The organism is Pseudomonas sp. YNh (assembly GCF_037993085.1).
GTDB lineage: Bacteria > Pseudomonadota > Gammaproteobacteria > Pseudomonadales > Pseudomonadaceae > Aquipseudomonas > Aquipseudomonas putida.
This window is the reverse complement of the sequence record NZ_JBBMRJ010000008.1, coordinates 63,533-88,591: the sequence shown is the minus strand read 5'-3', so window position 1 is coordinate 88,591 and position 25,059 is coordinate 63,533. Positions and strand designations below refer to the sequence as shown.

Below are 25,059 nucleotides of genomic sequence, written 5' to 3'. Positions count from 1 at the left end.
TGCCTCTAATCCTTGTTGCTTTCCTTTAAAACCCGAAGAACCACGGCACCATCACGACGGTGACCACCATCACCAGCACGGTGAACGGCACGCCGATTTTGACGAAGTCGGCGAAGCGGTATTGCCCCGGCCCCAGCACCAGTGTGTTGACCGGCGATGACACCGGCGTCATGAATGCCGCCGATGCGGCCAGGGCCACGGTCATGGCAAACGGGTAGGGTGACATGCCCAGTTGCGCGGCGGTACTGACAGCTACCGGCGCCATCAATACCGCAGTGGCCGTGTTGGAAATGAACAGGCCAATCACCGCCGTGACGGCGAAAAGGCAGGCGAGAATGGCACTGGGGCCGGCGCCACCCAGCACGCTGACCAGCCCGCCCACCGCCAGGTCGATACCACCGGTTTTTTGCAGTGCCTGGGCGAACGGCAGCATGCCGACGATCAGCACCAGGCTTTGCCAATGAATGGCCCGATAGGCGCTGTTCATGTCGATGCAGCGGCCGGCGCCCATCAGCAGGCAACCGATCAAGGCCGCGATGACATTGGGCACGGCACCGCTCACCATCAGTCCGACCATCACCGCCAGGCTAAGTAACGCCTGTGGCGCGCGGGTGCGGGCTGGCGCGACCTGGTCGATCTCGGCTGGCAGGCTCAGTACCAGAAAGTCCTTGGGCTGGCTTTGCAACTGGCGCACGGCCTTCCACGGGCCGACCACCAGCAAGGTATCGCCAAGGCGCAGCTTTTCTTCCACCAGTTGCTCTTCGATAGCGGCCTGTTCGCGGCGCAGGCCGACCACGTTGAGGCCGAAGCGGGTGCGAAAGGCCAGTTCGAGAATGCTCTTGCCGATCAACTGCGAGCCCGGCGGCAGCGAGACCTCGGCCATGCCCAGCTCCTGGGACTGATCGATGAAGTAGGCTGCCTTGAAGTGCAGGGGCTCCAGTTGCATGGTCTGGCACAGGCTGCGCAGATCGTCGCGGTTGGCGAACAGGTCAAGCAGCAGCACATCGCCCTGGTGCAGTACGGTGTTGGAGTCGGCGCCGATCACCCGTGTGGTGAACTTGTGCTGGCGCTCGATGCCGATCACGTTGGCGCCGTGCCGGGTGCGCAACTCCAGCTCGCCGAGGGTATGGCCGATCAGCGGTGAATCAGGGCGTATGCGCAGGCGCCGTTCACGGCCGTTGAGCTTGTAGTCCAGCACCAGGTCCAGCAGTGTGCGGCGGGTTTCCACGCGGCCGTCCTTGCGTACTTCGCCGTTCAGCCAGTGGCGGGTCAGCAGCATGTAGCCGATGCCCAGCACCAGCACCACCAGGCCGAACGGGGTAAAGCTGAAGAAGCTGAAGCCCGCTTCGCCATTGCGCACCAGCTCGCTGTGCACCACCACGTTGGGCGGCGTGGCCACCAGGCTGAGCATGCCGCTGGTCAGCCCGGCAAACGCCAGAGGCATCATCAGGCGGCTGGGCGACAGCTGCAGGCGCGCGGCAATGCTTAGCACCACCGGGATGAAAATGGCCACCACGCCGGTGGAACTCATCATCGACCCCAGCCCGGCCACGGCCACCATCAGCAGCACCAGCAGGCGTGTCTCGCTATTGCCGGCCCGCTCGCTCATCCATTCGCCAATACGGTAGGCAATACCGGTGCGCACCAGGCCTTCGCCGATCACGAACAGCGCGGCGATCAGTACCACGTTGGGGTCGCTGAAGCCGGCCAGGGCCTGCTCCACGGTGAGGATGCCGAGCAGCGGCAGGGCCAGAATCACCATCAGCGCGACCACGTCCATGCGTGGGCGATTGATGATGAACAGGACAACGACGATGGCCAGCAGGCCGAGGACCCAGAGCAGATCTTGGTTCATGGGGAGGGGGTGTTCCTTCACACGGGGCACGATAGACAGTAGCAGTCAGTGTGCCAGCTTGTGATGAAGGGGGTGTTGATGTGCTGCAACAAAAAGGGCCGCTATGCGGCCCATCGCCGGCAAGCCAGGCTCCCACAGGATTGCATATGCCTTGCGGCCAATGCTGTCGAGGTAAGAGCTGGTTTACCGGGTATGGGCTGCGCAGCAGCCCTTGAGTCAGCTAATCAGTGACGGTGACGGCGGTGCTTCTTGCTGCCGCGGTTGTCGTCACCCAGGTGGTTGCCGAGGGCACCGCCAGCGGCGCCGCCCAGGCCGGCACCCACGGTCGAACCGGTCTTGCCGCCCACCGCGCCGCCCAGCAGCGAGCCGCCAGCCGAACCCAGGCCACCGCCGATAGCGGCTTCGGTACGGTTGCCCTTGCGTGCACCTACCGCACTGCCGGCTGCGCCGCCCACGCCGGCACCGATGGCCGCGCCGGTCTTGCCGCCGAGTTGTTGACCGACAACGTTACCCAGGACACCACCCAGGCCGCCGCCGATGGCGGCAGTACCGTCACCGGCGAAAGCGCCTTGGCACAGCAGCAGGCCGAGGGCAAGGGAAGGCAGAGTCAGACGCATGATACGAACCTCAAAGGAATCATCAGGTTAAGTTGCCGCGCAACGGGCGGCAGGTCAGGGGGGCAAAGACGCTTCAGCGATAGTCGCGGTCACCGCGGTACTGACGATTGTCATCGTCATCGCGGTCATGCCGATGGTGGTGGCGATGGCCACGGTCGCGGTCACGCCAGCCATCGTCGTCGTCATGGTAGCGATGGCTGTGGCAGCCTGCGGTCAGCAGAAATGCAGCAATCAGCGTAAGGCTTGCAAAGCGGGTCATCACGATATAGGTCCTTGATCCGCAACGGTTTACGGGACACTTCCTGAGACTGGGAATGATCCATTTGGTTTCCCGGGCGGGCAAAAAATTGTCGCTGCGGTGATGAGCGGCGTGCTTGCAGGCTGTTGTTCTGTCCCATTCGGTCATGGTCGCGCGGGCAATGTCCCTCTAAACTGTGGGGCAAGCCGCAGTCAAGACGGCAATCTGCCACTCGGTGAATCACGATGATCGCCCATACCCCCACGTTGTTCGCCGCCGTTGCACTGGTTGCAACCATTCTGGCCTTCTGCCTGTTGCTGGTCGGGCGCAGCAACCGCCGTGACAACCTGCTGCTCACCGGTTGCGGGCTGCTGGTGCATGCGCTGGCTTATGTCTGCTACACCGTCTATGCCCAGGCCCCGCTGTGGGTCAGCTACGGCCTGGGCAACAGCTTGCTGTCGCTGGCCCTGGCGTTCTACACCGCCAGCCTGTTCCGGGTGCGTGAGCAGGTGGTGCCCTGGCGTGTCATTTTCCTCATCCCCGCCTGCATGCTGGTGGGGCTGATGCTGCTGCTCGATACGCTGGAGCCGCGCATGCTGCTGGCGACGCTGGTATTGATGCTGCAGTGCTCGATGATTCTTTACTGGGCGTGGCGCCATGCCGAGCGGCCGGGCAGGGCCCACCTGCTGCTGCAGATCGGTGCGTTGATCAGCCTGGTCGGCCTGGGCATGCGTGTGGTCGCGGTGGCCAATGGCACGGCGGTGGAAATGCGTTACGACACCAGCAACCTCAAGCAGAGCATTTCCGTGGCAATCGGCACGGCGACGGTGATGATGTATTCGATCGGGCTGGTGCTGATGGCCAAGGAGCGCAGCGAGTCCCGTTTGCAGCACCTGGCCTTGCACGATGTGCTGACCGGCACATTCAACCGCAGGGCGATACTGGAACGGTTTGCCGTGGAACTGGACCATGCTCGCCAGCAACACGCCAGCCTGGCTGTGGCAATGATCGACATCGACCATTTCAAGCGCATCAACGACCTGTATGGGCATCTGGCCGGCGACGAGGTGTTGTGCCATTGCGTGCGCCAGTTGCAGCAGCGGCTGCGCCAGGGTGACAGCCTGGGCCGTTATGGTGGCGAAGAATTCCTGCTTTTGCTGCCGGGCAGTGACCGCAGTGGCGCGATGGCTGCGCTGCAAGGGCTGCGCGAGGCCATTGCGCGCAGCCCGGCGCGCTTTGCCGGTGACCAGATCGAACTGCGCTTCAGCGTCGGCTTGTGGTGTGGTGTGCCGGGCCCCAAAGACAGCACCGCCAACCTGCTGGCCCAAGCCGATGCGGCGCTGTACCAGGCCAAGGCCGCCGGGCGCAACACGGTGCACATGGCGGCGTTGATCCAGGCGGGATGAATCAGGATGCCGGCTGAATCGCCAGCACTACCCCGTTGGTGATCTGCACCAGCACGTAGTGGTCACCCATGCGTACCCAATGGCTTTCCTTCTCGGGTGCTGGCAAGCCTTTGGCTTTCCAGTCCTTGATGGCCTCCTCGTCGCGTTTGTACTGGTCCGGGGCCTTGTCGCCCACTTCAAGCGTGCGATTGTGGGTTTCCGGGGCGGTGATGCTTTCTTCGCTGGAGGGCGCGGCGCTGACTGCCAGAGGCAGGCAGGGCAGGGCGGCGAGTAGCAGATAGTGAAGCTTCATGTGGTGCTCCTGATGGCGACATACCTTATCTGCGACAGCGGCATGCGCGTGACAATTCACTCGCGATGCCCGCCAGTGCTAGAGTCGCATCTTTTTCAATACCCTGAGGATGGAACATGCGTGCGATTCTGCCGATGGCCGCAGCGCTGATGCTGGTCGGTTGTGCTTCTGCGACCATGGAGACGGCCCGCGGCGGCAAGCCGACTGCGCAGCTCGATTCGCACAAGGCGCCGGAACTGGTGGCCCAGTGCATCCAGTTCAGCTGGCAGGAAGAGAAGGTGTTCGGCGACGACGCCAGTGGTTACCTGGAACCCCGCAAGCAGGGCGGGTTCACGGTGTATACCCGTGAGGCCGAGGCGTTTGTGGATGTTTACCCCCAGGCGGGCGGGGCGCGGGTCGACTACTACGCGCAGAAGAATGACGGCGTGGCGCTGCAGCGCCGGGCAGCGGCGGCTACCTGCCTGTAAGGGCCAGCGCAGTCCAGTTGTTTGCTCGTTGGGTGTTTTTCGGCCTTTACAATTTTTAGCAAGGCAGTGGTGTCGTAGATGAGCAGATGGCGGCTAGCATGAGCCGTCACCACTCAAGGAAGACACCATGGACCGTTCACTGCAACTCAACCGCACCAGCTGGGACGAACGCGCCCCGCTGCACGCTGCCTCCAAGGAATACGAAGTCGATATTCTGGTCCAGCGCCCCGGGCACCTTTCCGAAACCGTCCGCTTCGACTTGCCTTTGCTTGGCGACATCACCGGGCTGAACACCGTCCACCTGCAGTGCCACATCGGCACCGACACCTTGTCGCTGGCACGCCTTGGCGCCAAGGTCTGCGGCCTGGACTATTCGGCGGCTTCGCTGGTGGAGGCGCGGGCACTGGCCGAGCGTTGCGCGATGCCCATCGCGTATGTCGAGTCCGACGTCCATGCCGCCGACAAGGTACTGCCGGCAGGCACGTTCGACCTGGTCTACACCGGTATTGGCGCGCTCTGCTGGTTGCCCCGCATCGAGCCGTGGGCGCGTGCGGTCGCTGCGCTGCTGAAGCCTGGCGGGCGGTTGTTCCTGCGCGATGGGCACCCGATGCTGATGGCCATCAACGAAGACCACCAGGACCGCCTGCAGCTCGAATACCCGTACTTCGAGCACGAAGCGCCGACGGTGTGGCACAACGACCAGACCTACGTCGAGACCGAACAGCGCCTTGCCCACACCGAAACCCACGAATGGAACCACGGCCTGGGTGAAGTCGTGACTGCCCTGCTGGCGCACGGGCTGCAATTGACGGCACTGGTTGAGCACCAGAGCATCCCCTGGGAGGCGCTGCCGGGGCAGATGCTCAAGGGCAGCGATGGTGAGTACCGCTTGCGCGAGCAGCCTGCACGCTTGCCCCTGAGTTACACCTTGGTGGCGGTCAAAGCCTGATCAGGACAGGTAGCCGCCGTCGACGTTGAGTGCCGTGCCGGTGGTGTAGCTGGAGGCATCGCTGGCCAGGTACAACACCGCGCCGGCCATTTCCTTGGGGTCGGCCACGCGTTTGAGCGGGATCTGCTGCAGTGCGGCGTTCAGGATGGCGTCGTTCTTCACCAGTGCAGAGGCGAACTTGGTGTCGGTCAGGCCCGGCAGCAGGGCGTTGCAGCGAATGCCGAACTGGGCGCACTCTTTGGCGAAGACTTTGGTCATGTTGATGACTGCCGCCTTGGTCACCGAATAGATACCCTGGAAATGGCCGGGGGACACGCCGTTGATGGACGCCACGTTGATGATGCTGCCGCCGCCATGCTCGCGCATCAGCTTGCCGGCTTCCACCGACATGAAGAAGTAACCGCGAATATTCACGTCCACCGTCTTCTGGAACGCATTCAGGTCGGTGTCCAGCACGTTGCAGAACTGCGGGTTGGTGGCGGCGTTGTTGACCAGGATGTCCAGGCGCCCGAACTGTTCGCGGATGCCGGCGAACACCTGCCGGATCTGTTCCATCTCACCGATGTGGCAGGCCACCGCCGTCGCCTTGCCACCCGCCGCGATGATTGCCTCGGCCACCTGTTGGCAACCGTCTAGCTTGCGACTGGAAACGATTACATGGGCACCTTGCTGGGCCAGCAGGTGGGCGATGGCTTCGCCGATGCCGCGGCTGGCGCCGGAAACGAAGGCAATCTTGCCGTCGAGGTCGAACAGGTGGGTCTTGGACATGCTGTTTTCCTTGTTATCCGTCGTCGTGGCGTTGTTCAGAGGCTGGACTTCGCGATGACCTGCAAGCTCATCTGCTCCAGCAAGCGGTTCATGTGAATGAACTGGGCGAAACGCTTGTCCTGGGTCTGGCCGTGGAAGTAGCGGTAGTAGATCTGCTGGACGATGCCGGCCAGGCGGAACAGGCCATAGCAATAGTAGTAATCGAAGTTGTCCAGCGGGATGCCCGCGCGCTCGGCGTAGTAATCCACGAACTGGCGGCGGGTGAGCATGCCTGGGGCGTTGCTCGGCTGACGGCGCATCAGTTGCACCGGCGCCGGGTCGTCGGCCTCGATCCAGTAGGCCAGGCTGTTGCCCAGGTCCATCAGCGGGTCGCCCAGGGTGGCCATTTCCCAGTCCAGCACACCGATGATGCGCATGGGGTTGTCGGCGTCGAGGATCACGTTGTCGAAGCGGTAATCGTTGTGCACGATGGCGGGTTTCGGATGGTCGGCGGGCATTTTGTCGTGCAGCCAGGCGGTCACCTTTTCCCAGGGCGGGGCATCCGGGGTCAGGGCTTTTTCGTAGCGGCTGGTCCAGCCCTCGATCTGGCGCTGCACGTAGCCTTCCGGCTTGCCCAGGTCGGCCAGGCCGCAGGCGTTGTAGTCCACCTGGTGCAACTCGACCAGGCGGTCGATAAAGCTTTTGCACAGGGCCTCGGTGCGGCTGGCGTCCAGGTTCAGCTCGGCGGGGATGTCCGAGCGCAGGATGATGCCCTTGACCCGTTCCATGACATAGAACTCGCCGCCGATCAGGCTGCTGTCGGTGCAGTGCACATACGCCTTGGGGCAGAAGGGGAAACCACTGTTCAACTGATTGAGGATGCGGAACTCGCGGCCCATGTCGTGGGCCGACTTGGCCTTTTGCCCGAAGGGCGGGCGGCGCAGCACAAAGTCCCGGCCCGGGTAGCTGACCAGGTAGGTGAGGTTGGAGGCCCCCCCGGGAAACTGGCTTATGCTCGGCAGGCCGTCCAGGCCGGGGATGTTGGCCTTGAGGTAAGGGTCGATGACGGCCGCGTCGAGTTCTTCGCCGGGGCGTACCTGGGTGGACTGGTCGGTGAGCGTCATGCGTTTTCCTTATTCTCGATCGCAAGGACTATTGGCTAATCTAATGGCCTGGCGGCGCTGGAACAAGCGTGCCAAGTGCCAAATAGGCGAGGGTGTTGCAGGTCGATCACTGCACCGAATGCAGGGCAAAAAAAAACCGAAGCCGCCACGGCTTCGGTTTTTCGATCATCCGGTGTACCCAGCCCTCAGGACGGGAACAGCTCGCTGAGTTTCATCGACAGCATCATGTCGCCTTCAACGCGCAGCTTGCCGCCCATGAAGGCCTGCATGCCGTCGGTTTCACCACTGACGATGCCCTTCAGGGTTTCGCTGTCCATCACCAGGGTGCAGTTGGCGTCCGGGTTTTCGCCTTCCTGCAGGTCGCAGGTGCCGTCTTTGACGATCAGCGCGTATTGCTTGCCTTCGTCGGTGATGTTGAAGCCGAACACCAGGTCCAGGCCGGCGGCAGCGGATGGGTTGAACTTCTCTTGCATCTTTTTGACGGCATCAGCTACGGAGGTCATGGCGCATTCCTTATAGAGTTATTTACACGTCCCCGCAGGGACACAACAAACCGGGCTCATCGATAGGTGACAAGCTCCGGTACCCTCAACAGCTGCACATGGGCCTGGCTGTTGAAGGAGGCCAGTGCCACGTCGCGGCCGCGGAACTTCAGCTGGCTGAGCGACGTGTTGATGATCTGCCAGTTCAGCGCGAACGCCTGGCTGGGGGTAATACGGGTAACCAGGTGGAGCAGGGCGGCGATGGTGCCGCCCGATGTGAAGATGGCGACATTGTCGCCGCTGCCGGCGGCATCCAGCACGCGCTGCAGGCCACCTTGTACACGGTGGGTGAACGCCTGCCAGCTTTCCAGGCCATCGTCGGCGTGTTCGCCCGCGTGCCAGCGCTGCACCATCAAGGAGAACAGGCGCTGGAACTCGCTGCGGTGCTGCGCAGCGTTGCGCAGGATGTGCAGGGCATCGGGTTCTTCTGGCAGCAGCCCGGGCAACAGGGCGCGGATGACGCCATCGGCATCGAACTCATTGAACGCGGCGTCGGTCTCAACAGCCGGCACCGGGCAGCCGCTGGCATGCAAGGCCTCCAGGGCCAGGCGTGCGGTATCCTGCTGGCGGCGCAGGTTGCCTGCCACGCAGCGGTCCAGCCGAATACCCAGTTGGGCCAGGTGCTCACCCAAGGCCTGGCTTTGGCGCACGCCCACGGGCGAGAGGACGTCGTAGTCATCGGCACCGAAGGAGGCTTGGCCATGTCGGATCAGGTAGAGGTTGCCCACGAAAGGTTCCGGCCTGTTTGGAGGTTGCTGCGAGGTTAGGATGCAGCACACGGGCTGTCAACGAAAAAACATACAAGCGTTTGAAAAGGTTGTTTGAAAGGTGTTGCCAGCGTTTACACCGGCTGGCAGCGCCTCAGGTGCAGCGGTATGCTTGCAACAGTTACGCGCCGCTTTGGCGCAGGTATTTAAGGAGTCAACGTGGAGTTTCTTGCCGAGTACGCAAGCTTTCTCGCCAAAACCGCCACCCTGGTCATCGCCATCCTCGTGGTGCTGTCGGCCATCGCCGGGTTGCGCAGCAAAGGGCGGCGCAAGCCGGGTGGGCAGCTGCAGGTCACCCGCCTGAACGAATTCTACAAGGACCTGCGCGAGCGCCTGGAGTCCGGCCTGCTCGACAAGGCCCAGCTCAAGGCCTTGCGCAAGCAGCAGGCCAAGGCGGAAAAACAGCAGAAGAAAGGCAAGGCCGAGGAAAAGGGCCGGGTCTTCGTGCTGGACTTCGATGGCGACATCAAAGCCTCTGCCACTGAAAGCCTGCGCAACGAAATCACCGCGCTGCTGACCCTCGCCACCCCGCGTGACGAAGTGGTGCTGCGCCTCGAAAGCGGTGGTGGCCTGGTGCACAGCTACGGCCTGGCTGCATCGCAACTGGCGCGCATTCGCCAGGCGGGCATCCCGCTGACCGTGTGCATCGACAAGGTGGCCGCCAGCGGTGGTTACATGATGGCCTGCATCGGCGAGAAAATCGTCAGTGCGCCGTTCGCCGTGCTGGGTTCGATCGGGGTGGTGGCGCAGTTGCCCAACATCAACCGCCTGCTGAAGAAGCACGACATCGACTTCGAAGTGCTGACAGCCGGTGAGTACAAGCGCACCCTGACCGTATTTGGCGAAAACACCGACAAAGGCCGGGAGAAGTTCCAGGAAGACCTGGACATCACCCACCAGCTGTTCAAGGATTTTGTCGCCCGCTATCGCCCGCAACTGCATATTGATGAAGTGGCTACAGGCGAAGTCTGGCTCGGCGTTGCCGCACTCAACCGCCAGTTGGTGGACGAACTGCAAACCAGCGACGAGTACCTCAGCGCCCGCGCGCGCAACGCCAACCTGTTTCACCTGCACTATGCCGAACGCAAGAGCCTTCAAGAGCGAATCGGCATGGCTGCCAGCGGCACGGTGGAGAACACCGTGGTGGGCTTATGGAGTAAACTCAGCCGCCTGCGCTAACACCTTGAACCCGTTGAAATTTTTTTTTGTTCAGGGGGTTGCAAGGTTAAAGGAATGAAGACATAATGGCGCCCATCGAAACGCAGCAAACTTTGAAAAAGGTTCAGCGTTTCAAGGAGATAGCAAAGCGCAAGCAGCTAGATCCGACCTTTGAGGCCGAGTAGCAAAGTGGTTATGCTCCGGATTGCAAATCCGTCTACGCCGGTTCGATTCCGACCTCGGCCTCCACCATTCGAAAGCCCCGCAGATTAACGTCTGCGGGGTTTTTATTTGCGCGTCAGAAAACCCAATCATTTCCGCATAATCAGGCATCGTTTCCGCATCAGGTCGTTGTTTGGTCGGGCTGACGACCTCGCCGACTCGGCGGTAGACCCGCTTCGTGATCTCTTCTTTGGAGTGGCCCAGCAGCCTGCTGGCGTGGCTAATGCCCTCGATTTCCGAGGCTGCCTTCGGTCTGATATCGCGGAACTGGAACTGCCGAACTGAGGCGACTAGGTCAGCGTTGCCGAATGACGGCACTCGTATTGATGTTCGGGTGAGGTTTTGCCGACCTGGTGGGACGCAGATGTTCTTGGGGATTTATGCCCGGTCAGGGATGGCTTTACACGAAGAGGCATTCACCTCTCAGCCAGGCGAGTCGATGACGAGGATGCTTGCTAGGGGAGTGGCTCAAGCTCGTCGCATCGCTGCCGAGGGCGCTCCTGCCGCCGATCTTCTCGCCGCCTCGAAATAGAGGGAGAGGGGTTACAGCTGGGTGCAGTGCAGGTGTACTCCTGGCGCGTTACGGCTGACTTTGAAGGGGGTAAATACTGGACAGCGGGAGTTGGCGCTGATTTCCGCTAGCACATAGCTTTCACGGAGTTTTAAACAGCAAAGCTACTTGGGTAGCTTCGCTGCTGTGAAATTAGTCAGAAGACGGTGCCGTCGTCTAGCGCGCTTTTGAGTTTGTTTTCATGAGGGTTTTTTGCAAATTCATTTACTTTTTTGTATATGATTCGATCCTTTTCATCACTTTTCGTTGCGCTGTCGAATACTTCAAGAGTGTTGCTGTCAAGAGCTTTTATGTGCATGGAGCCTTTGCTTTCATCATCCCAAAGCTCAATATATCCGACTCGTTCGCTTTGTTGTGCGTAAAGCCGATATGGCATGATCCGAACTTGTTCTTTGTCGTATCTGTATCTATTCATCCCAAAGTACAAACCGTTCACTGAGTAGTCGCTAGTAGCACCTGGGTATGGGTTTGGGATCGCAGTGATGATGAAGCCGGTGCCGTCTTCAGTAGCCCACTTGTAACCGCTCATCACTTTGTCAAGTGCTTTGATTTGAGCGCCGTAGTCTCTACTGGTTCTATCGCTAGGTAACTCTTGATACTGAAAATCAAGTTTGGCAACGGCAATGCTCGAAACTCCGAGGAAGCAACCGAGAGCGACAGCAAACTTCAACTTCATTCCATTTTTCCCTATTTTAAGCGGCTGCATCAATGCGATGGCCAAAGGCCATTCTTGCCTAAGATGTCGCCGTTTTCAACGTCGATACCAGAACATGGGCATTCACTACGGGCTATCGCTCTTGGCGCAGCGCGCCCTGAACGGCCTCAACGACGCGACGCAGGTTTGTGAATTCGTGATTTTCCTCGCCCGCATTGCGTTCGACCGGGTAGTGCCACTCATCCTCAAACAATTCAGTGAGCAGCTTGTTGTGATGCCAGCATTCGTTCGGTGAATCGACGCTGCGAAGAACGTCGATGTTGTGCCAGAGCTCGCGTGCTTCATCCTTGCTGTAGTTCGGGTTCGATTCGGTGGGGCAGTCACGCCGGCCGAAGTCCTCAAGGAACACGGTGATCGTGTCCAGCCGAGGTGCGCCGGTGATCACCAGCTTCGTTACGGTCGAGCGCTCAACCTTCAGCGGCTTGGTCGGTTTGTTTTCTGTGGGCATGGGGATACCTCGGAGCCTGGCAAGCCGGGCTACGCTGAATGTTTAATTGGTAGAGGAGGTCCGGAGATGACTACAAAGTTCGTCTGCCAGAACTGTGAGAAAGAAACGGAAGCAGAGCTGGATCACGATGAAGAATTGAACAGGCAGGCCTTCTACTGCCAGCACTGCGGGGCAAAGCATGTTTCGGTGATGGAGTCGCGTGCACCCGGCGGTCCGGTGGAGATGCAGTTCCGGGTTGTCGAAGACTAGGCTGCAACAGCCTGGGCAGTGGCTGATCGCCAAGGAGCCGCCCTCGCCGGAGAGGCGTTATCGTTGAATAGCGGAAGGCGCTGGCTGATGGCACGGCGCCACGTTTTGCGGAGGGTGGGGATGTTTGATATAACGCCCGGCCATTTCCAGGAAGGAACCTCATGAAACGCACCATCATTGGCTCAGCCATCATCGCCATGGCTGCCCTGTCCCTCAGCGGGTGCTGGGAGTCCGAGGAAGAGAAGAAGGCGCAGGCACAGCAGGAAGCCAGCGAGAATCTCTGGAACATCACTCCGCCTGATGAGAGCCAGGACAAGGGGTTCAAACCGTGAAGTCATGCCTTGCCTCAATCCTCGCTGCGGCACTCGTTATAAGCTTGGCTGGCTGCAAAGAAGACGCCGTCGACACGGCAGCCTACGAGCCGACTAGCGAACACTGTCAGCCCGACTACCTGAAAACGCTTCCAGACAACAAGGCCCGCGAAGACCTGGTCGAGAAGTGCATGACCGGTGGCTCGTACAAGAAGTCAGAGCCGAAGACCTGGTAACGTCCGGTCTTCGTCAGTCAGCGCCGCCTCATCAGGCGGCGTTTTCGTATGTGGGGAAGGCGCTGGCGTGCAGCGCTGCTGTTGTTATGCTTGGCCGCTTACCAAAGAGGGAGAGTGGTAATGCAGTTGCGTGAAAGACTTCGGGAGTTCCAGCTATGGTTCAACCCGAAGCGCAGACGGTGGGCTGGCGTGACCCTAATCGCGCTTGGGGTGGTTGGGATGTTTCTCAACCCGCAAAGCCGGTGGACCCTGGTGCTGGGAACTGGAATCTACTGGTTCTTCACGGCCCTGCCGCCCACACTCGGCGGCAAGCGTTGAGGTGCTGGCGGGCAGCGCCGGAGGGGCAGGCGGCGATCGGAAACTCTTTGCCCAGGGCCTGCTGAACTGTCGCGATGGCGCGGCAGAGGTAAGCCCAGTCAGGGTTCGGCTCCATGGCGCCAGGTCTTCGAGGTACACACTGATCGGGTCGAGGCCGTGCACCTCGGTGATCAGCAGCTTGGTGACGGTCGATGTCTCGATGTTCATGGCTTTGTCCATGCATGCGCCGCCCTCCGTGGCCGGATGCGGCATGGTGGCAGTGTGAATGGCGAAAAATTGATTTGGTCTGTGGCTGTTAGAGGTGAACAAGACTGCGTCGTGTTAGATTGCGTGCATCAAACAAGGAGGTTTAGATGAGCCAGAGCAGAGACAGCAAGATCGATAATATTGAGTTCAATGTGGCTAGCATTGAGCGCAGCAAGGCTTTCTACGGTGAGGCCTTCGGCTGGAGCTTTGTGGACTATGGCCCCAGCTACACAGAATTTAGCGATGGGCGTCTTACTGGTGGTTTTACGACCGGGGAGCCCGTGCAGCCCGGAGGCCCGCTGGTGATCTTGTATTCAACTGATCTCGAAGAGTCGCAACGTAAACTTGTTTCGGCGGGCGCCCGTATCAGTCGAGAAATATTCTCTTTCCCTGGAGGGCGGAGATTCCACTTCACCGACCCAGATGGATACGAACTGGCTGTTTGGAGTACCGATATTCCAGAGGTTTAGATTTGCCCCCGATGGTTCTATGTATGCGCCGCCCTCCGTGGCCGGATGCGGCATGGTGGCAATTTGGTTTGGTTTGGGATGGGGTATTAGGGGTGACCGGCATGGGGCCGGGCATCGTCAGAGCCATCACCGCCTCCATTGCGTACGAAGGTGGCGCCAGGCCCGATGTCGAGTAGGTCGCATACTCGACAAACATCGCCAAAATGCCCAGCCATAGAGCTGGGCTTGTTCGTTTAGGGATTTACTTGAGGTGGGGCCAGACTGGTAGAATTTGCGCCCCTTGAACCTTGAGATGGATCTTATGCGACAGTTTTTGGCAATGACTTTTGGGGGGCTAACCCCGAGCTACTACGCTCGGCAGTTATTCTTCGGCGCGCTGTTTGGGGCTTTTTTCATTTACATGAAATCACGCGCTCCACTAGGTATTGATTTCGCAACGGTAGCCATCTCGGTGGTGAGTACCTTGCTCTATCCCTATTCTCGATTTGTGTACGAGAGCGTGGTGGGCTTCATCATGGGCCGCAACATGTTCTTCGTGAATGCGCTGCTGATGCTGTTTATCAAAGTGATGACGATGTTCATCTGCTGGTTCCTGGCGATCTTCATCGCGCCACTGGGATTGCTGTACCTCTACTGGCATCACAGTAGACAGCCTTCCAACTAAATCCTCCGAGCCCAGCCTAGCGCTGGGCTTTTTCGCTTATGTAGATGACGCTGAAAGTGCAGTATGAGAGGGGCAGGGCGGCCGGAGCGAAAAGCGTAGAGGTCGCAACGCTGTTTAAAGGCCCGTCCCCAGAAGATCACAGGTACCCTGACACGGCTTCAGCGGCGGTCATCCGCACCCATTCATGAGCGCGGCCAAGTACCGGGTTTTTTATTGCCCAAACAGGCCCTCAAGAGGGCCGGTGAGAGTTGCGCGATCAAGCAGCCTGCAGCGCGGTAGGTATCACCTGGAGTCGAACTCCGAACTTGGCCAGAGCTTCTTCCAGGCTCTCGAGCTTCGAGGTGTGCTCGAAGGCGACCAAGCGCCCGTTCGTGAGCCACGATTTTGTAGTCGTACATGTTTCCTCTCATGGGGCTGACTGGACGTCTGTTCAGGGTGGTGGGGCCTCATTTGAGGCCCAGTTGCTTGATGATTTCCTTGCTGAGTCCTTCACCAATTTCCTTGGATCCGTGGCTCGGGAAGATCGTCTAGTGGTCCTTGTAGCGAATCTTGAAGTGACTGCCATTGGCTGACTTCGAGAACTTGTGGCGCGACAATCTGAGGACCACCTATGGACAACCAGCACAAGAAGATCACAGGTTACCGCGACCTCACTCAGAGCGAGATCGATGGCATGAACTCAATCAAGGCCCTGGAGGCCGATGCCAGTGAGCTGTTCAAGCAAATCGGCTAGATCGAAGGCGTGGACCAGCGTACCTTGGCCCTGGCCAAGACTAATCTTGTGGCCATCCTGCACGGTCATGCCCATGCCGAGACGCACAGGATGGTGTTCACGTAAGGATGGGCTATCGGCTAAGTGCATCTTTCGCAAAATCGACGGCGGCAGTAATAGCAGCTCTTGCTTGAGGGCTATTTCTCCAGCATGTCGATCCCAATGCGGCAGATGCTCGCGCCAAGATGTCGGTTACATCGGCTCTGCTCAGTTCGGCCAATGAGGCGATACCCATCTGCTCAAGTCTGGTGATGACCGTTGGGCCTACGCCCTTGAGTTGTAATAGTGCAGCACGTTCCTTCGGTGGAAATGGCATCAGTGAAATCCCTATCTGATCAATGGTGCTTTGTAAGATTGCCTCATGTTGGTAGTCGGTGCCACAAGCGACTGGAGGCCAAGCACTTTGGCTAGACTCCTTCCACCGGTAGACCTGCTCGAATCGCTGTGGCTCACATTGCGCCCGGCTACCGGCGTATGGGACTGGGTGCAGAGCGAGATCCTCACTGACACCGGCGGCATCCACAACCCAGATCACGCCCACCTGATGGATGCCAACATCGGCGTGCTATGGGCATCGTCCGGATTCGCTAAGCAGGGGCGGGTAGTTCTCGGCCAGGCCGAGCAGCTGATGTTCCGCGCAGGCGGGTGGCAAAAGGCTCGGCAAGAGCAGCAGATGCGGGAATGGTTTGGAGACGAGCCGACCTACCTCATCACCCTGGCCGCCGACAACTGCGCCCAGTGCTCCGACGCTCAGTTCTGCACCCGGGTCGAGCACGAGCTCTACCACATCGCCCAGGCAACCGATGAGTACGGCGCGCCCAAGTTCACCCAAGACGGTTTACCCAAGCTCTACCTGCGCGGCCATGACGTCGAAGAGTTCGTGGGTGTGGGCCAAGCCACGACGTACAGCAGCTGATCGACGCTGCAAGCCGGCCGCCTGAGGTGGCCAAGATCAACATTGCGAGGGGCATGACCCAACCAAGTACGCCGGGCGGGGCCGGTTCGATTCCGACCTCGACCTCCACCATTCGAAAGCCCCGCAGATGAAAATCTGCGGGGTTTTTCTTTGTGCGCTGAAAAACCTGATCGTGTCTGCATCAGCCCTCCACTGGGCAGGGCTGAATGGCTATCAATCTGCAGGTAGCATTCAGAGCTTGTATTGAATGGTGTAGGACGCATCGGTTCTCGGTTCTATCGTAATAGGAATACCGAAAAGCTTCCCTCGACAATCACTGACAACACAGCGATACACCGTGCCTTGCTGGAGCTGGGCCCATAAGCCTTCGTCATGTATCGCGATACCTAGTACACGGTTGTTCGGATCCTCTCTGACCTGAGCAACGTAGTGGTCCAGGTCGCACCCGAACTCGACAGTGGTAAACTCTGGATCAAAGCCGATCAGCACACCGTGCCTTTTCAGATCGTCCCTGATACGCTCAATCACGTCGTCTGCTTCTTGTTTTAGCATGATCGTTATCTCGCGGTGCTTGTACTCATCAAAACTCTAGCTGACCCTGATGATTTTCGTTGTTCATCGGTGTAATCAACGACTCACCCTCATTCCTCACATTTCCTACCGCCTTACCGACCGGATACCACCGGAATTGCGCAGCTGGCATGCAACCTTGCTCCACGATCGTCGCAGCCCGCTGCGGCGATGTAGTCGGGTCGATCCATTCCCGCGCGAGCTCAGGGGGCAATACCAAGGGCTTCCTGTCGTGGATGTCGATCAGTCCCTGATCCGCTGCTGCGGTGATGATCACAAATCCATCGCGCTCGTCTGGCTCGGTGTTCTGGTGCACTTCTGCAAGCGCAGCGAAATAGAGCGGGGCGCCGTTGGCGCTTGTGATGTAGTACGGCTGCTTGCGCTTCGGATCCGCTGGGTCTGGTATCCACTCGAACCAGCCGTTCGCCGGCGCCAGGGCTCTACCACCTGGCCACAGGTCTTTGAAGAATTTCCCTGTTAGCACCGTTTCAGCCCGGGCATTGATCGGGTCCGGCCGCTTCCCCTTCGCCCAAAACGGCGACCACCCCCACTTGACCCGATCTACGCTGAGTCCATCGTCGACCGGGCGGATGATTTCGACGCGTGTCGACGGTGCCACGTTGAAGCGGTTGATTGGCGCGTGGTCGTAGCCATTGATCACCACCAGGTCCAGCGACAGCTGGCGCAGGTAATGATCCATCGACTCATAGATCGAATATCGTCCGCACATTTTCCCACCTCTCGCCCGTCAGATTTTTCATCGCCTCGGATCTACCGGGCACCCGATGCCAGCTATAACTGTATATACATACAGTTTTGTTTAGGCCTTTCGCACTGTGGCGAGAGACGTCTTACTCATTCGCGGGTTGGTGGGGCGGGTCAAATTCAGACGGCTTGAACGTCGATGACTCAGTGCTTGTAGAGTAACGCTTCAACTACAACGCCGAACGCTGATGAATGTTCACGGCGATTAGGATAGTAGAGATGGTAACCGGCAAAGGGTTGGCACCAATCTTCCAACACCCGCACAAGGCTGCCGTCGGCTAGCTCCTTCGCCACCATGTCCTCCGGCAGGAAACCCAAGCCACATCCCGCCACGGCCGCACGCAGGATCGGCACGCTGCTGTTGAATGTCCATTGACCTTCGACACGGGCCTTCAGCTCGTGACCATCCTTTTCAAAATCCCATTGCATCAGGCTGCCATGAGTGGGTAGGCGCAAATTGATGCAATTGTGCGCCGCAAGGTCACCGGGCACCTTGGGCAATGGCCGCTTGTTGAAATACTCGGGTGAGCCCACGACTGCGATGCGCAGGGGTGGCCCGATAGGAACGGCGATCATGTCCTTGGCCACCTGATCTCCCAGGCGTACGCCGGCGTCATAGCGTTGCGCGACGATGTCGGAGAGGGCGTAGTCGACAGTGATTTCGACTTTGATGTCCGGATAGTCGGGGAGCACCTTTAAAAGCTTGGGCCACAGAATATTGTTGGCGGCATGTTCGGACGCTTGAATCCGCACACTGCCTGCCGGGGTGTCACGAAACTCGCTGACCGCGGCCAGTTCGAGTTCGATCTCATCGAACCGCGGCGCCATCGATTGATACAGCCGCTGACCCGCCTCGGTCGGCGAAACGCTGCGGGTGGTACGTGTCAGCAAGCGCACGCCCAATCGGCTTTCCAGTGCGCGCATGGTGTGGCTCAGCGCCGACTGCGAAACGCCAAGCTGAGCGGCCGCGCGGGTGAAACTGCCTTCGCGGGTGATGACCACGAAGGCTTGCAGGTCGTTTAGATTGGCGCGGGACATTGATGAGAACCTCTCATGAGGGGCGCGGGATTAATCCATGAAAGCAGGTTGCACACGTATGCGCGACCCCTCAAGAGACTGGTTACAAGGTGCGGGCGTAAAACGTGGTCAGTTTGCCAATTGCGGCATCGACATAACGCGGCACCCAGTAGGTCTCGATGTGCGTCGCACCGTCGAGGATAAACACCTCCTTGTCGGTGGTGCCGGTGGCTTTGGGCAAAGCATCCTGCGTCATGTACAGGCTGTCGGCTTTGCTGCCGACGATCATCAGCAACGGTTGGTTGATCAGCTCGATATGGTCAGTGGCGTCGAAACGCATCAAGTCGACCAGGCTGCTGGTGGTGTATTTGAAGGTCGAGTTCGGGTGTGCGTGGGTCTTCCAGTAGTACTCATAACCTTGGCGATACAGCTCGAAGGGCAGTTTGGCAATTTGCTCGTCGGTGAGGTTGGCATCGCCCGAGTACAGCACCGCGCCGCCGGCCGCTTCTTGCGCGCGGGCTGTTGACGCCTGTTGCAGGCGTTGCTGAATGCTGTCCATTTGCGAGTCGTTGTAGCCGTTGCGACGTACTCTGCCTGAGTTGAACATGCTTACTGTTGCCAACGATTTGAAGCGTTTGTCGGTTTGCGCTGCCGCCAACGAATAACCACCGCCACCACAGATGCCGAGCAGGCCCATGCGTTTGTCATCGACGCCGGCAAACTGGCTGATGAAGTCGGCCATGCCGTGAATGTCTTCGATGCGATACGCCGGCTTATCGATGCTGCGCGGCTGGCCACCGCTGGCGCCCTGATACGCCGCATCGGCCGTGATGGTGATGTAGCCCTGTTCGGCCAGGCGTTGGGCGTACAGCCCGGCGACTTGTTCTTTCACGCCACCATTGGGGTGTGCAACGACCACGGTCGGGTAGGTCTTCTTCGCGTCATAGTTAACCGGGGTGTATACGTTGGCGGCGATATCCAGACCGTTGAGTTTGTAGCTGACCGGATGGATGTTGACCTTGCCCGGTTCGTTCTTGCTGATCGCGCCGTCGTAGGCGAGGGTGAACGGGTTCTTTTTGTAATCGGCGGCCAAGGCTTCGCCCGCCGAGAGGCCGACCAATGCCGACATAAACGTGGCCTTGAGTGTGTTTTTCACCTGAAGCTCCTGAGCAATCAAAAGGGCGGCAGTTGCAAAAGTATTTGGGTCAGTCCAACTGGTTTTCTTCGAGGAATTGCGCGACCAGGTCAGCGATCTGCACGTTGTTCAGATCCGACATGGGGAAGTGGGTATTGCCATGAATGCCGATCTCCGGCAGGTGGATCAGTCGCACATCACCGCCGTGGCGATTGACCGCGTCACGCCAGAGCCGGGCCATTTTCAGGCGTGCGCGCCAACTGTCCTGGGCGGGCAGGTCGACCGCCTGCTCCGGGATGTTGTCGCCGTGAAGGATCAGAATCGGAATGCGCGTGAGGGCCTTGAATTGCTCCATCGGCACCGCCGCGCCTTGCACTGTGTCGAACGCGCTGGGAATTGGCGGAGGGACTTCACCTTGAGCGAACACGAAGCTGCTGCCTGGCTCGAACGCCACAATGGCTTTCACCTTGTCGTTCTTGATCGCGGTCAACCAGCCCGGCCCGCCACCTTGCGAATGGGTGAACAAAATCCCCGGGCCGATTTTGTCGAAGAGTGCTGATACGCCATCAGAGACCACGTCCATGTCGAACGGCCCGGTGTTCGGCGTCATCGCCCGGAAAAATTGCTCGCGGGTCTGGGCATCCTGTGCCACTTGCACACCGCTGAAGTAGTTGGGCCACAACCCGATGCGGAACTGGTTGAACCACAATTGTTCGTCAGGTACAGGCTTGATTGTGGTCTCGACCATGCTGCGCCCGGCATCGCCACGCCGCGGCTGATCGATCAGATAGACGCCATAATGGCGGCGTAGAAAGATGTTCTGAAAGCCTTCGCGACCATCGGCGGTGGTTTCCCAGGTCTTGGAAAACTGACCCGCACCGTGCCACATGACGATGGGCAGTTTTCGCGCATCCACCGGGATTTGATAGAAGGCGTAGGCGTGGTCACCGTGGTATGTCTGGCCGTTGGGCGTCATCGGTTGGTGCGGGTTGAAGGTGCCCGGTGCAGTGGTCACCGTTCCGCCGGCGGCGAAGCTGCCTTGTCGTTGAATCTGCAACGAGCCATCGGGGCTGTTCGCGCAGGCCGCCAGCAGGCTCAACAGCGCGATGCTCAGTAGGGACTTGGCAGGCGTCATGTCATTTACCCGAAGCCGTGAGGGCTTGGGTCAACGCGGTCTTGGCACGTTCAGCCGTCTGCTCGTCGCCGTGTTGTTTCAGCAGCTGCGTGACTTCGTGCAACTGCGCCGCGCTCAGACCGACGCGCAGGCTCGCCGCCATGTGCGAGCGTAATTGTGGCTCGACCCCAGGCGTTGCCGCCAGCGCGCCGATGGTCGCCAGTTCGCGGCTTTGCCAGTCGAGGTTGTCGCGCTCGAAGATGTCGCCGAACAAGTGAGTTTGCAGGTACCGGTTTATTACCGGAGCGAACTCGAACACCGGGCCTTTGACCGGGGCACCGGAAATCCTGGTTTGATTTGCGGTGCCGGCGGCCAGCAGCTCATCCCCGACCGGAATCGCCCGGCTCGGCTCACGCCCCGGCGCGTCTTCGATACCGCGCTGTTTGCGCGTCTGTACCACCGCCATCAACTCGTTCAAGGCGTTGAGGCTGCGCGGGAAGCCCACATAGGCGTACAGCTGCACCAGAATTTCCCGGGTTTCGCTGATGGTCAAGCCGGCATCGAGGCCTTGATTGAGCGCGGTGTTGAGGTTGGGTATGTCGCTGGTCGCCATGAACGCGGCGATCAGGGGAATCGTTTGTTGCTGGCGCGACAAGCTAGCTGCGCTGGCGGAGGGGCTGGCCATGGTCTGCGATGCCTCGGCTGCTTGAGTGGTAACGCTGAACATCGCCCCGACGCCCAGGCAAAGCGCCATGAGCGTGGGAAGGGTAGAGTGGTTGCGTGCGTCAGTGGTCATCGTGAAAGGCTCCATCCGTTGCGGGTCAGCGTTGTGTCGCTGGATCGTACGGAGGATGGTTGTGTCGATTAACCCCGAAATTGCGCATGGACTTCTGAGCAGAATTCATGAGTCGAAATTGCCGTCACCGCTGCAACTTCGGCGCGACCCCGCTGATGCCGGGCCTGCAGGGCGGCTGACGGTTTGTGACAGAGGTGCCGGGCGAGCAACTTCGACACATTCCGTAACTTCATTGGCCGGTGTATTGCGCCTCCGAGACCTGTTCCGCCCAGGTGACGGTCTTGCCGTCCTCGGCTTCAGCGATGGCGATGTGGGTCATGCCGTTGCTGGCCGTGGCGCCATGCCAGTGACGGGTATGCGGCGGAATCCAGACAGTGTCGCCCGGTCGGATTTGCTGACGCGGGCCGCCCTCTTGCTGCACGTATCCGACGCCTGCTGTGACGATCAGCGTTTGCCCCAGCGGATGGGTGTGCCACGCCGTGCGTGCGCCTGGCTCGAAGGTCACCGTGCCGCCGCCGATGCGCGCCGGCGCATCACCGTTGAACAGGCCATCAACGCGCACCGTGCCGGTAAAGTTTTGCGCCGCGCCATTGACCGAGGGCTGCGAGCCATTCGGCGTAACGCGGATTTCACCGGCGCCCTGGGATTCTGCTGCCATGAGTGACAAAGCAACGAGTGGTGCGATCAATCGGGTCATCGGATCAACTCCGGTCAGAAGGGAAAGTGGCGCCGCACTTGGCGCCGCGTTGGGCAGACTCAGAGTCCGGTCATTTTCAGTGCCGACTCTGGCAGGCGTTCACCGTGCACTTGAATCTGCGCAATCTGTTGGTTGATCTCGCGCAGATCGTCACCGGTCAATTGCAGTTCGACTGCGCCCAGGTTCTCTTCCAGTCGATGGGGTTTGGTCGTGCCCGGGATCGGCACAATCCACGGTTTCTGTGCGAGCAGCCAGGCCAGCGCCACTTGCGCCGGTGTGGCGTGTTTGCGATGCGCGACGGCTTTTACCACATCGACCAGCGCCAGATTGGCCTTGCGCGCTTCAGGGGAGAAGCGTGGTACATAGTTGCGGAAATCGCTGGCGTCGAACTGCGTGTGCTCGTCGATCTGACCGGTGAGAAAACCGGCGCCGAGCGGGCTGAACGGTACGAAACCGATTCCCAGTTCTTCCAGTACTGTCAGCAGCTCCAGCTCCGGGCCTCGCCAGAACAGCGAATATTCGCTCTGCACCGCCGTGACCGCTTGCACCGCGTGCGCCCGGCGAATGGTTTCCACACCCGCCTCAGACAGGCCGAAATGCTTGACCTTGCCCTCGGCGATCAGATCCTTGACGGTGCCGGCGACGTCTTCGATGGGTACCTGGGGATCGACGCGGTGCTGATAAAACAGGTCGATGCAATCAGTGCGCAGACGCTGCAACGACGCCTCTGCAACGGCGCGTATATGCTCAGGGCGGCTGTTGGTTCCGCCGCCGCGTGCGCCGGTGATCAGGTCGATATCGAAGCCGAACTTGGTAGCGATGACGACCTGCTCGCGAATTGGCTGCAAGGCCTCGCCCAGCAGTTCTTCATTGGCGAACGGGCCATACGCTTCGGCGGTGTCGAACAAGGTAATGCCTTGCTCGTGGGCCGAACGAATCAGCTTGATCATGTTGGCTTTGTCGGCAGCCGGCCCATAGGCCGAGGTCATGCTCATGCAGCCAAGGCCCAGTGCGGACACTTCCAGGCCATTGCCCAACGTGCGGATTTTCATGATGTCACTCCGTACAGAATTCGGTTAACGCGTGCGGGTGTGATCGCTCAGCCAGCCGTTCACACGTTCCATGGTCTTGCGCTCTTGCTCACTCTCCATCACAAAACCTTCCAGAACCTTTGCCTTCGGCGCGTGGTTGACCAGCACGCTGCGGCTGTTACCCAAGCCATAACCGCCGTGGGTGTTGAAGGGGATGAGGGTCTTGCCGGTCAGGTCGTGTGCGCTGAGAAATGCGCGCACGATGGGCGGGGCGGTTTCGCCCCAGATCGGGAACCCGAGATAGAGCGCGTCGTAGTCGCTGAGTGCGTGAACCTTCTCTTGCAGCTCGGGCTCGAAGCCGCTGTCACGCTCCTGACGCGCCTGCTCCACGGTTTGCAGATAGTCCTCGGGGTAAGGGTAGGCCGGGCGAATCTCGAAGAGGTCGGCACCCAGTCCACGCTGGATCAGCCCGGCGACCACGCGGGTATTGCCCGAGCGCGAGAAGTACGCCACCAGAATCCGCGAGCCTGAGCGCGGTGTTTGACTGGCGCCTTGCGTGTCGGCCAGAGACAGCAGCGGGGCGCTGGCCAGCGCGGCGATCACCGTGCGCCGCAACGGATCGTGATCGTTGCTCATCGACCGACACGCGCCTTGAGGGCCTCGGGATAACGCTCGCCCTCGATGCGGATCTGCGCCAACGCTGTATCTATTGCTTTCAGTTCCAAGGCGTCGAGCGTGATATCTGCGCCGCCGAGGTTTTCTTCCAGACGATGCAGTTTGGTCGTCCCCGGAATCGGCACAATCCACCGCGCCTGTGCGAGCAGCCATGCCAGCGCGATCTGTGCGGGTGTGGCTTGTTTTTGCTCGGCGATCTGCCGGATCAACACCACCAGGCCCTGATTGGCTTGCAGCGCCGGCTGGCTGAAACGCGGGACGATGCTGCGGAAGTCGTCGCTGCCGTAAGTGGCCTGCGCCGACACCGTGCCGGTGAGAAAACCTTTGCCCAATGGGCTGAACGGGACGAAGCCGATCCCCAACTCCCAAAGCGTCGGCAGGATTTCTTGCTCAGGCTCGCGCCACCACAGTGAGTATTCGCTTTGCAGTGCTGTGACCGGCTGCACCGCGTGCGCACGGCGAATGGTCTGCGCGCCGGCCTCCGACAGGCCGAAGTGCTTGACCTTGCCCTCGCCAATCAAGTCCTTCACCACCCCGGCGACGTCCTCGATCGGCACGTCCGGATCGACGCGGTGCTGGTAAAGCAGGTCGATGTAATCGGTCTTCAGTCGACGCAACGAACCCTCGACCGCGACCCGGATGTGCTCTGGTCGGCTGTTGAGAATCTGCTGTTTATTGTCGTCGCCGAAGGTGAAACCGAACTTGGTGGCGATGACCACTTGATCGCGCATCGGTGCCAGGGCTTCGCCCACCACATGTTCGTTCAAGTAGGGGCCGTAAACTTCGGCGGTATCGAAAAGCGTGACGCCTCGGTCAACCGCCGATCGGATCAGCGCAATGGCTTGTTGTGTGTCAGTCGCCGGGCCGTAACCATGGCTCAAGCCCATGCAACCGAAGCCCAGGGCTGACACTTCGAGTGAACTGTTTCCGAGTGTGCGCTTGTGCATTTGGATCTCCCG

At 60.0% G+C, this 25,059-nt stretch carries 31 protein-coding genes, 1 tRNA gene and 4 pseudogenes; 14 read left to right on the top strand and 22 right to left on the bottom strand.

The window, feature by feature from the left end:
• Positions 1-25: 25 nt before the first annotated feature.
• The 3 genes from WF331_RS10685 to WF331_RS10675 all read right to left on the bottom strand — a co-directional run bounded on the left by WF331_RS10685 (position 26) and on the right by WF331_RS10675 (position 2,731).
• The gene (locus tag WF331_RS10685) at positions 26-1,855 is read right to left on the bottom strand and encodes an SLC13 family permease (RefSeq protein WP_340622884.1); all 1,830 of its coding nucleotides are present in this window, start codon (positions 1,853-1,855) and stop codon (positions 26-28) included.
• Positions 1,856-2,079: 224 nt separating this feature from the next.
• Positions 2,080-2,472, bottom strand: coding sequence for a glycine zipper domain-containing protein (locus WF331_RS10680; RefSeq protein WP_016498896.1), 393 nt, complete (start codon positions 2,470-2,472; stop codon positions 2,080-2,082).
• Positions 2,473-2,545: 73 nt separating this feature from the next.
• A complete protein-coding gene (locus tag WF331_RS10675; protein ID WP_016498897.1) occupies positions 2,546-2,731 on the bottom strand; it encodes a hypothetical protein in 186 nt (61 codons plus the stop codon).
• 224 nt (positions 2,732-2,955) lie between these two features.
• Between WF331_RS10675 and WF331_RS10670 the strand changes: the two genes are divergently transcribed.
• Positions 2,956-4,116: a GGDEF domain-containing protein gene (locus WF331_RS10670; protein ID WP_284363223.1), complete on the top strand. Its 1,161-nt coding sequence runs from the start codon at positions 2,956-2,958 to the stop codon at positions 4,114-4,116.
• A gap of 1 nt (position 4,117) precedes the next feature.
• Here the strand turns inward: WF331_RS10670 and WF331_RS10665 are convergent, their stop codons facing one another.
• Positions 4,118-4,408: an RcnB family protein gene (locus tag WF331_RS10665; protein ID WP_016498899.1), complete on the bottom strand. Its 291-nt coding sequence runs from the start codon at positions 4,406-4,408 to the stop codon at positions 4,118-4,120.
• Positions 4,409-4,524: 116 nt separating this feature from the next.
• Here WF331_RS10665 and WF331_RS10660 point away from each other — a divergent pair, with 116 nt between their 5' ends.
• Complete coding sequence (locus tag WF331_RS10660; protein ID WP_016498900.1) at positions 4,525-4,875, top strand: hypothetical protein; 351 nt, start codon at positions 4,525-4,527, stop codon at positions 4,873-4,875.
• A 127-nt stretch (positions 4,876-5,002) separates the two neighbouring features.
• Positions 5,003-5,824 (top strand): class I SAM-dependent methyltransferase, encoded by an 822-nt coding sequence (locus tag WF331_RS10655; protein ID WP_340622883.1) that lies wholly within the window; start codon positions 5,003-5,005, stop codon positions 5,822-5,824.
• On the opposite strand, the gene WF331_RS10650 is transcribed toward WF331_RS10655, so the two are convergent.
• The 4 genes from WF331_RS10650 to WF331_RS10635 all read right to left on the bottom strand — a co-directional run bounded on the left by WF331_RS10650 (position 5,825) and on the right by WF331_RS10635 (position 8,965).
• Positions 5,825-6,592 (bottom strand): SDR family oxidoreductase, encoded by a 768-nt coding sequence (locus WF331_RS10650; protein ID WP_016498902.1) that lies wholly within the window; start codon positions 6,590-6,592, stop codon positions 5,825-5,827.
• A 35-nt stretch (positions 6,593-6,627) separates the two neighbouring features.
• Positions 6,628-7,695, bottom strand: a complete 1,068-nt coding sequence (locus tag WF331_RS10645) for a phosphotransferase family protein (RefSeq protein WP_284396312.1) — start codon at positions 7,693-7,695, stop codon at positions 6,628-6,630.
• 185 nt (positions 7,696-7,880) lie between these two features.
• The gene (locus WF331_RS10640) at positions 7,881-8,198 is read right to left on the bottom strand and encodes an SCP2 sterol-binding domain-containing protein (protein ID WP_016487959.1); all 318 of its coding nucleotides are present in this window, start codon (positions 8,196-8,198) and stop codon (positions 7,881-7,883) included.
• 56 nt (positions 8,199-8,254) lie between these two features.
• Entirely contained in the window at positions 8,255-8,965 is a 711-nt protein-coding gene (locus WF331_RS10635) for a histidine phosphatase family protein (RefSeq protein ID WP_284396314.1), read from the bottom strand.
• Positions 8,966-9,163: 198 nt separating this feature from the next.
• Here WF331_RS10635 and sohB point away from each other — a divergent pair, with 198 nt between their 5' ends.
• Together sohB and WF331_RS10625 are read left to right on the top strand one after the other, a co-directional pair.
• Positions 9,164-10,183, top strand: a complete 1,020-nt coding sequence (gene sohB, locus WF331_RS10630; protein ID WP_016498905.1) for a protease SohB — start codon at positions 9,164-9,166, stop codon at positions 10,181-10,183.
• Between the two features lie 154 nt (positions 10,184-10,337).
• Positions 10,338-10,411: transfer RNA gene (locus WF331_RS10625), tRNA-Cys, on the top strand.
• 105 nt (positions 10,412-10,516) lie between these two features.
• On the opposite strand, the pseudogene WF331_RS10620 reads toward WF331_RS10625, so the two are convergent.
• Positions 10,517-10,690 (bottom strand): annotated as a pseudogene (locus tag WF331_RS10620) (integrase); the annotation flags it as partial.
• A gap of 1 nt (position 10,691) precedes the next feature.
• Here WF331_RS10620 and WF331_RS10615 point away from each other — a divergent pair.
• Positions 10,692-10,916: pseudogene (locus tag WF331_RS10615) on the top strand (hypothetical protein); the annotation flags it as partial.
• A gap of 175 nt (positions 10,917-11,091) precedes the next feature.
• On the opposite strand, the gene WF331_RS10610 reads toward WF331_RS10615, so the two are convergent.
• On the bottom strand, positions 11,092-11,676 hold the full coding sequence (locus tag WF331_RS10610; RefSeq protein ID WP_284363212.1) for a hypothetical protein: 585 nt from the start codon (positions 11,674-11,676) through the stop codon (positions 11,092-11,094).
• 67 nt (positions 11,677-11,743) lie between these two features.
• Entirely contained in the window at positions 11,744-12,118 is a 375-nt protein-coding gene (locus WF331_RS10605; protein WP_284363211.1) for a hypothetical protein, read from the bottom strand.
• 66 nt (positions 12,119-12,184) lie between these two features.
• On the opposite strand from WF331_RS10605, the gene WF331_RS10600 reads away from it, so the two are divergent.
• From WF331_RS10600 to WF331_RS10570, 7 genes and pseudogenes are all read left to right on the top strand, one after another.
• A complete protein-coding gene (locus WF331_RS10600) occupies positions 12,185-12,367 on the top strand; it encodes a hypothetical protein (protein WP_063422729.1) in 183 nt (60 codons plus the stop codon).
• 161 nt (positions 12,368-12,528) lie between these two features.
• Positions 12,529-12,699, top strand: a complete 171-nt coding sequence (locus WF331_RS10595; protein WP_174370129.1) for a hypothetical protein — start codon at positions 12,529-12,531, stop codon at positions 12,697-12,699.
• Complete coding sequence (gene trbK, locus WF331_RS10590; protein WP_284363209.1) at positions 12,696-12,914, top strand: entry exclusion lipoprotein TrbK; 219 nt, start codon at positions 12,696-12,698, stop codon at positions 12,912-12,914. Before WF331_RS10595 ends, trbK begins: the two co-directional genes overlap by 4 nt.
• Positions 12,915-13,034: 120 nt before the next feature.
• Positions 13,035-13,232: a hypothetical protein gene (locus tag WF331_RS10585; RefSeq protein ID WP_016498924.1), complete on the top strand. Its 198-nt coding sequence runs from the start codon at positions 13,035-13,037 to the stop codon at positions 13,230-13,232.
• Positions 13,233-13,585: 353 nt separating this feature from the next.
• The gene (locus WF331_RS10580) at positions 13,586-13,948 is read left to right on the top strand and encodes a VOC family protein (protein ID WP_016498925.1); all 363 of its coding nucleotides are present in this window, start codon (positions 13,586-13,588) and stop codon (positions 13,946-13,948) included.
• 301 nt (positions 13,949-14,249) lie between these two features.
• On the top strand, positions 14,250-14,612 hold the full coding sequence (locus WF331_RS10575; protein ID WP_016498926.1) for a hypothetical protein: 363 nt from the start codon (positions 14,250-14,252) through the stop codon (positions 14,610-14,612).
• Between the two features lie 610 nt (positions 14,613-15,222).
• Positions 15,223-15,342 (top strand): annotated as a pseudogene (locus WF331_RS10570) (DUF7681 family protein); the annotation flags it as partial.
• 115 nt (positions 15,343-15,457) lie between these two features.
• Here the strand turns inward: WF331_RS10570 and WF331_RS10565 are convergent.
• On the bottom strand, positions 15,458-15,700 hold the full coding sequence (locus WF331_RS10565) for a Pathogenicity locus (protein ID WP_080642775.1): 243 nt from the start codon (positions 15,698-15,700) through the stop codon (positions 15,458-15,460).
• Between the two features lie 87 nt (positions 15,701-15,787).
• Here WF331_RS10565 and WF331_RS10560 point away from each other — a divergent pair.
• Positions 15,788-16,431: pseudogene (locus tag WF331_RS10560) on the top strand (putative metallopeptidase).
• 100 nt (positions 16,432-16,531) lie between these two features.
• Here WF331_RS10560 and WF331_RS10555 read toward each other — a convergent pair.
• The 10 genes from WF331_RS10555 to WF331_RS10510 form a co-directional block, all read right to left on the bottom strand.
• On the bottom strand, positions 16,532-16,852 hold the full coding sequence (locus tag WF331_RS10555; protein WP_284396359.1) for a hypothetical protein: 321 nt from the start codon (positions 16,850-16,852) through the stop codon (positions 16,532-16,534).
• 28 nt (positions 16,853-16,880) lie between these two features.
• Positions 16,881-17,600, bottom strand: coding sequence for an SOS response-associated peptidase family protein (locus WF331_RS10550; protein ID WP_016498931.1), 720 nt, complete (start codon positions 17,598-17,600; stop codon positions 16,881-16,883).
• Positions 17,601-17,779: 179 nt separating this feature from the next.
• Positions 17,780-18,673 carry a LysR family transcriptional regulator gene (locus tag WF331_RS10545; RefSeq protein WP_016498932.1) on the bottom strand — a complete coding sequence of 298 codons (894 nt, stop codon included), beginning with the start codon at positions 18,671-18,673 and terminating at the stop codon, positions 17,780-17,782.
• An 82-nt stretch (positions 18,674-18,755) separates the two neighbouring features.
• Positions 18,756-19,808 carry an alpha/beta hydrolase gene (locus WF331_RS10540; protein ID WP_340622882.1) on the bottom strand — a complete coding sequence of 351 codons (1,053 nt, stop codon included), beginning with the start codon at positions 19,806-19,808 and terminating at the stop codon, positions 18,756-18,758.
• Between the two features lie 49 nt (positions 19,809-19,857).
• Entirely contained in the window at positions 19,858-20,802 is a 945-nt protein-coding gene (locus WF331_RS10535; RefSeq protein ID WP_340622925.1) for an alpha/beta hydrolase, read from the bottom strand.
• Positions 20,803-20,923: 121 nt separating this feature from the next.
• Complete coding sequence (locus WF331_RS10530) at positions 20,924-21,697, bottom strand: carboxymuconolactone decarboxylase family protein (protein ID WP_049277005.1); 774 nt, start codon at positions 21,695-21,697, stop codon at positions 20,924-20,926.
• Positions 21,698-21,926: 229 nt separating this feature from the next.
• On the bottom strand, positions 21,927-22,394 hold the full coding sequence (locus WF331_RS10525) for a (R)-mandelonitrile lyase (RefSeq protein WP_340622881.1): 468 nt from the start codon (positions 22,392-22,394) through the stop codon (positions 21,927-21,929).
• A 59-nt stretch (positions 22,395-22,453) separates the two neighbouring features.
• The gene (locus WF331_RS10520; RefSeq protein WP_340622880.1) at positions 22,454-23,446 is read right to left on the bottom strand and encodes an aldo/keto reductase; all 993 of its coding nucleotides are present in this window, start codon (positions 23,444-23,446) and stop codon (positions 22,454-22,456) included.
• Between the two features lie 24 nt (positions 23,447-23,470).
• A complete protein-coding gene (locus WF331_RS10515) occupies positions 23,471-24,061 on the bottom strand; it encodes a flavodoxin (RefSeq protein WP_340622879.1) in 591 nt (196 codons plus the stop codon).
• Entirely contained in the window at positions 24,058-25,047 is a 990-nt protein-coding gene (locus WF331_RS10510; protein ID WP_284363194.1) for an aldo/keto reductase, read from the bottom strand. Before WF331_RS10510 ends, WF331_RS10515 begins: the two co-directional genes overlap by 4 nt.
• Positions 25,048-25,059: the final 12 nt, after the last annotated feature.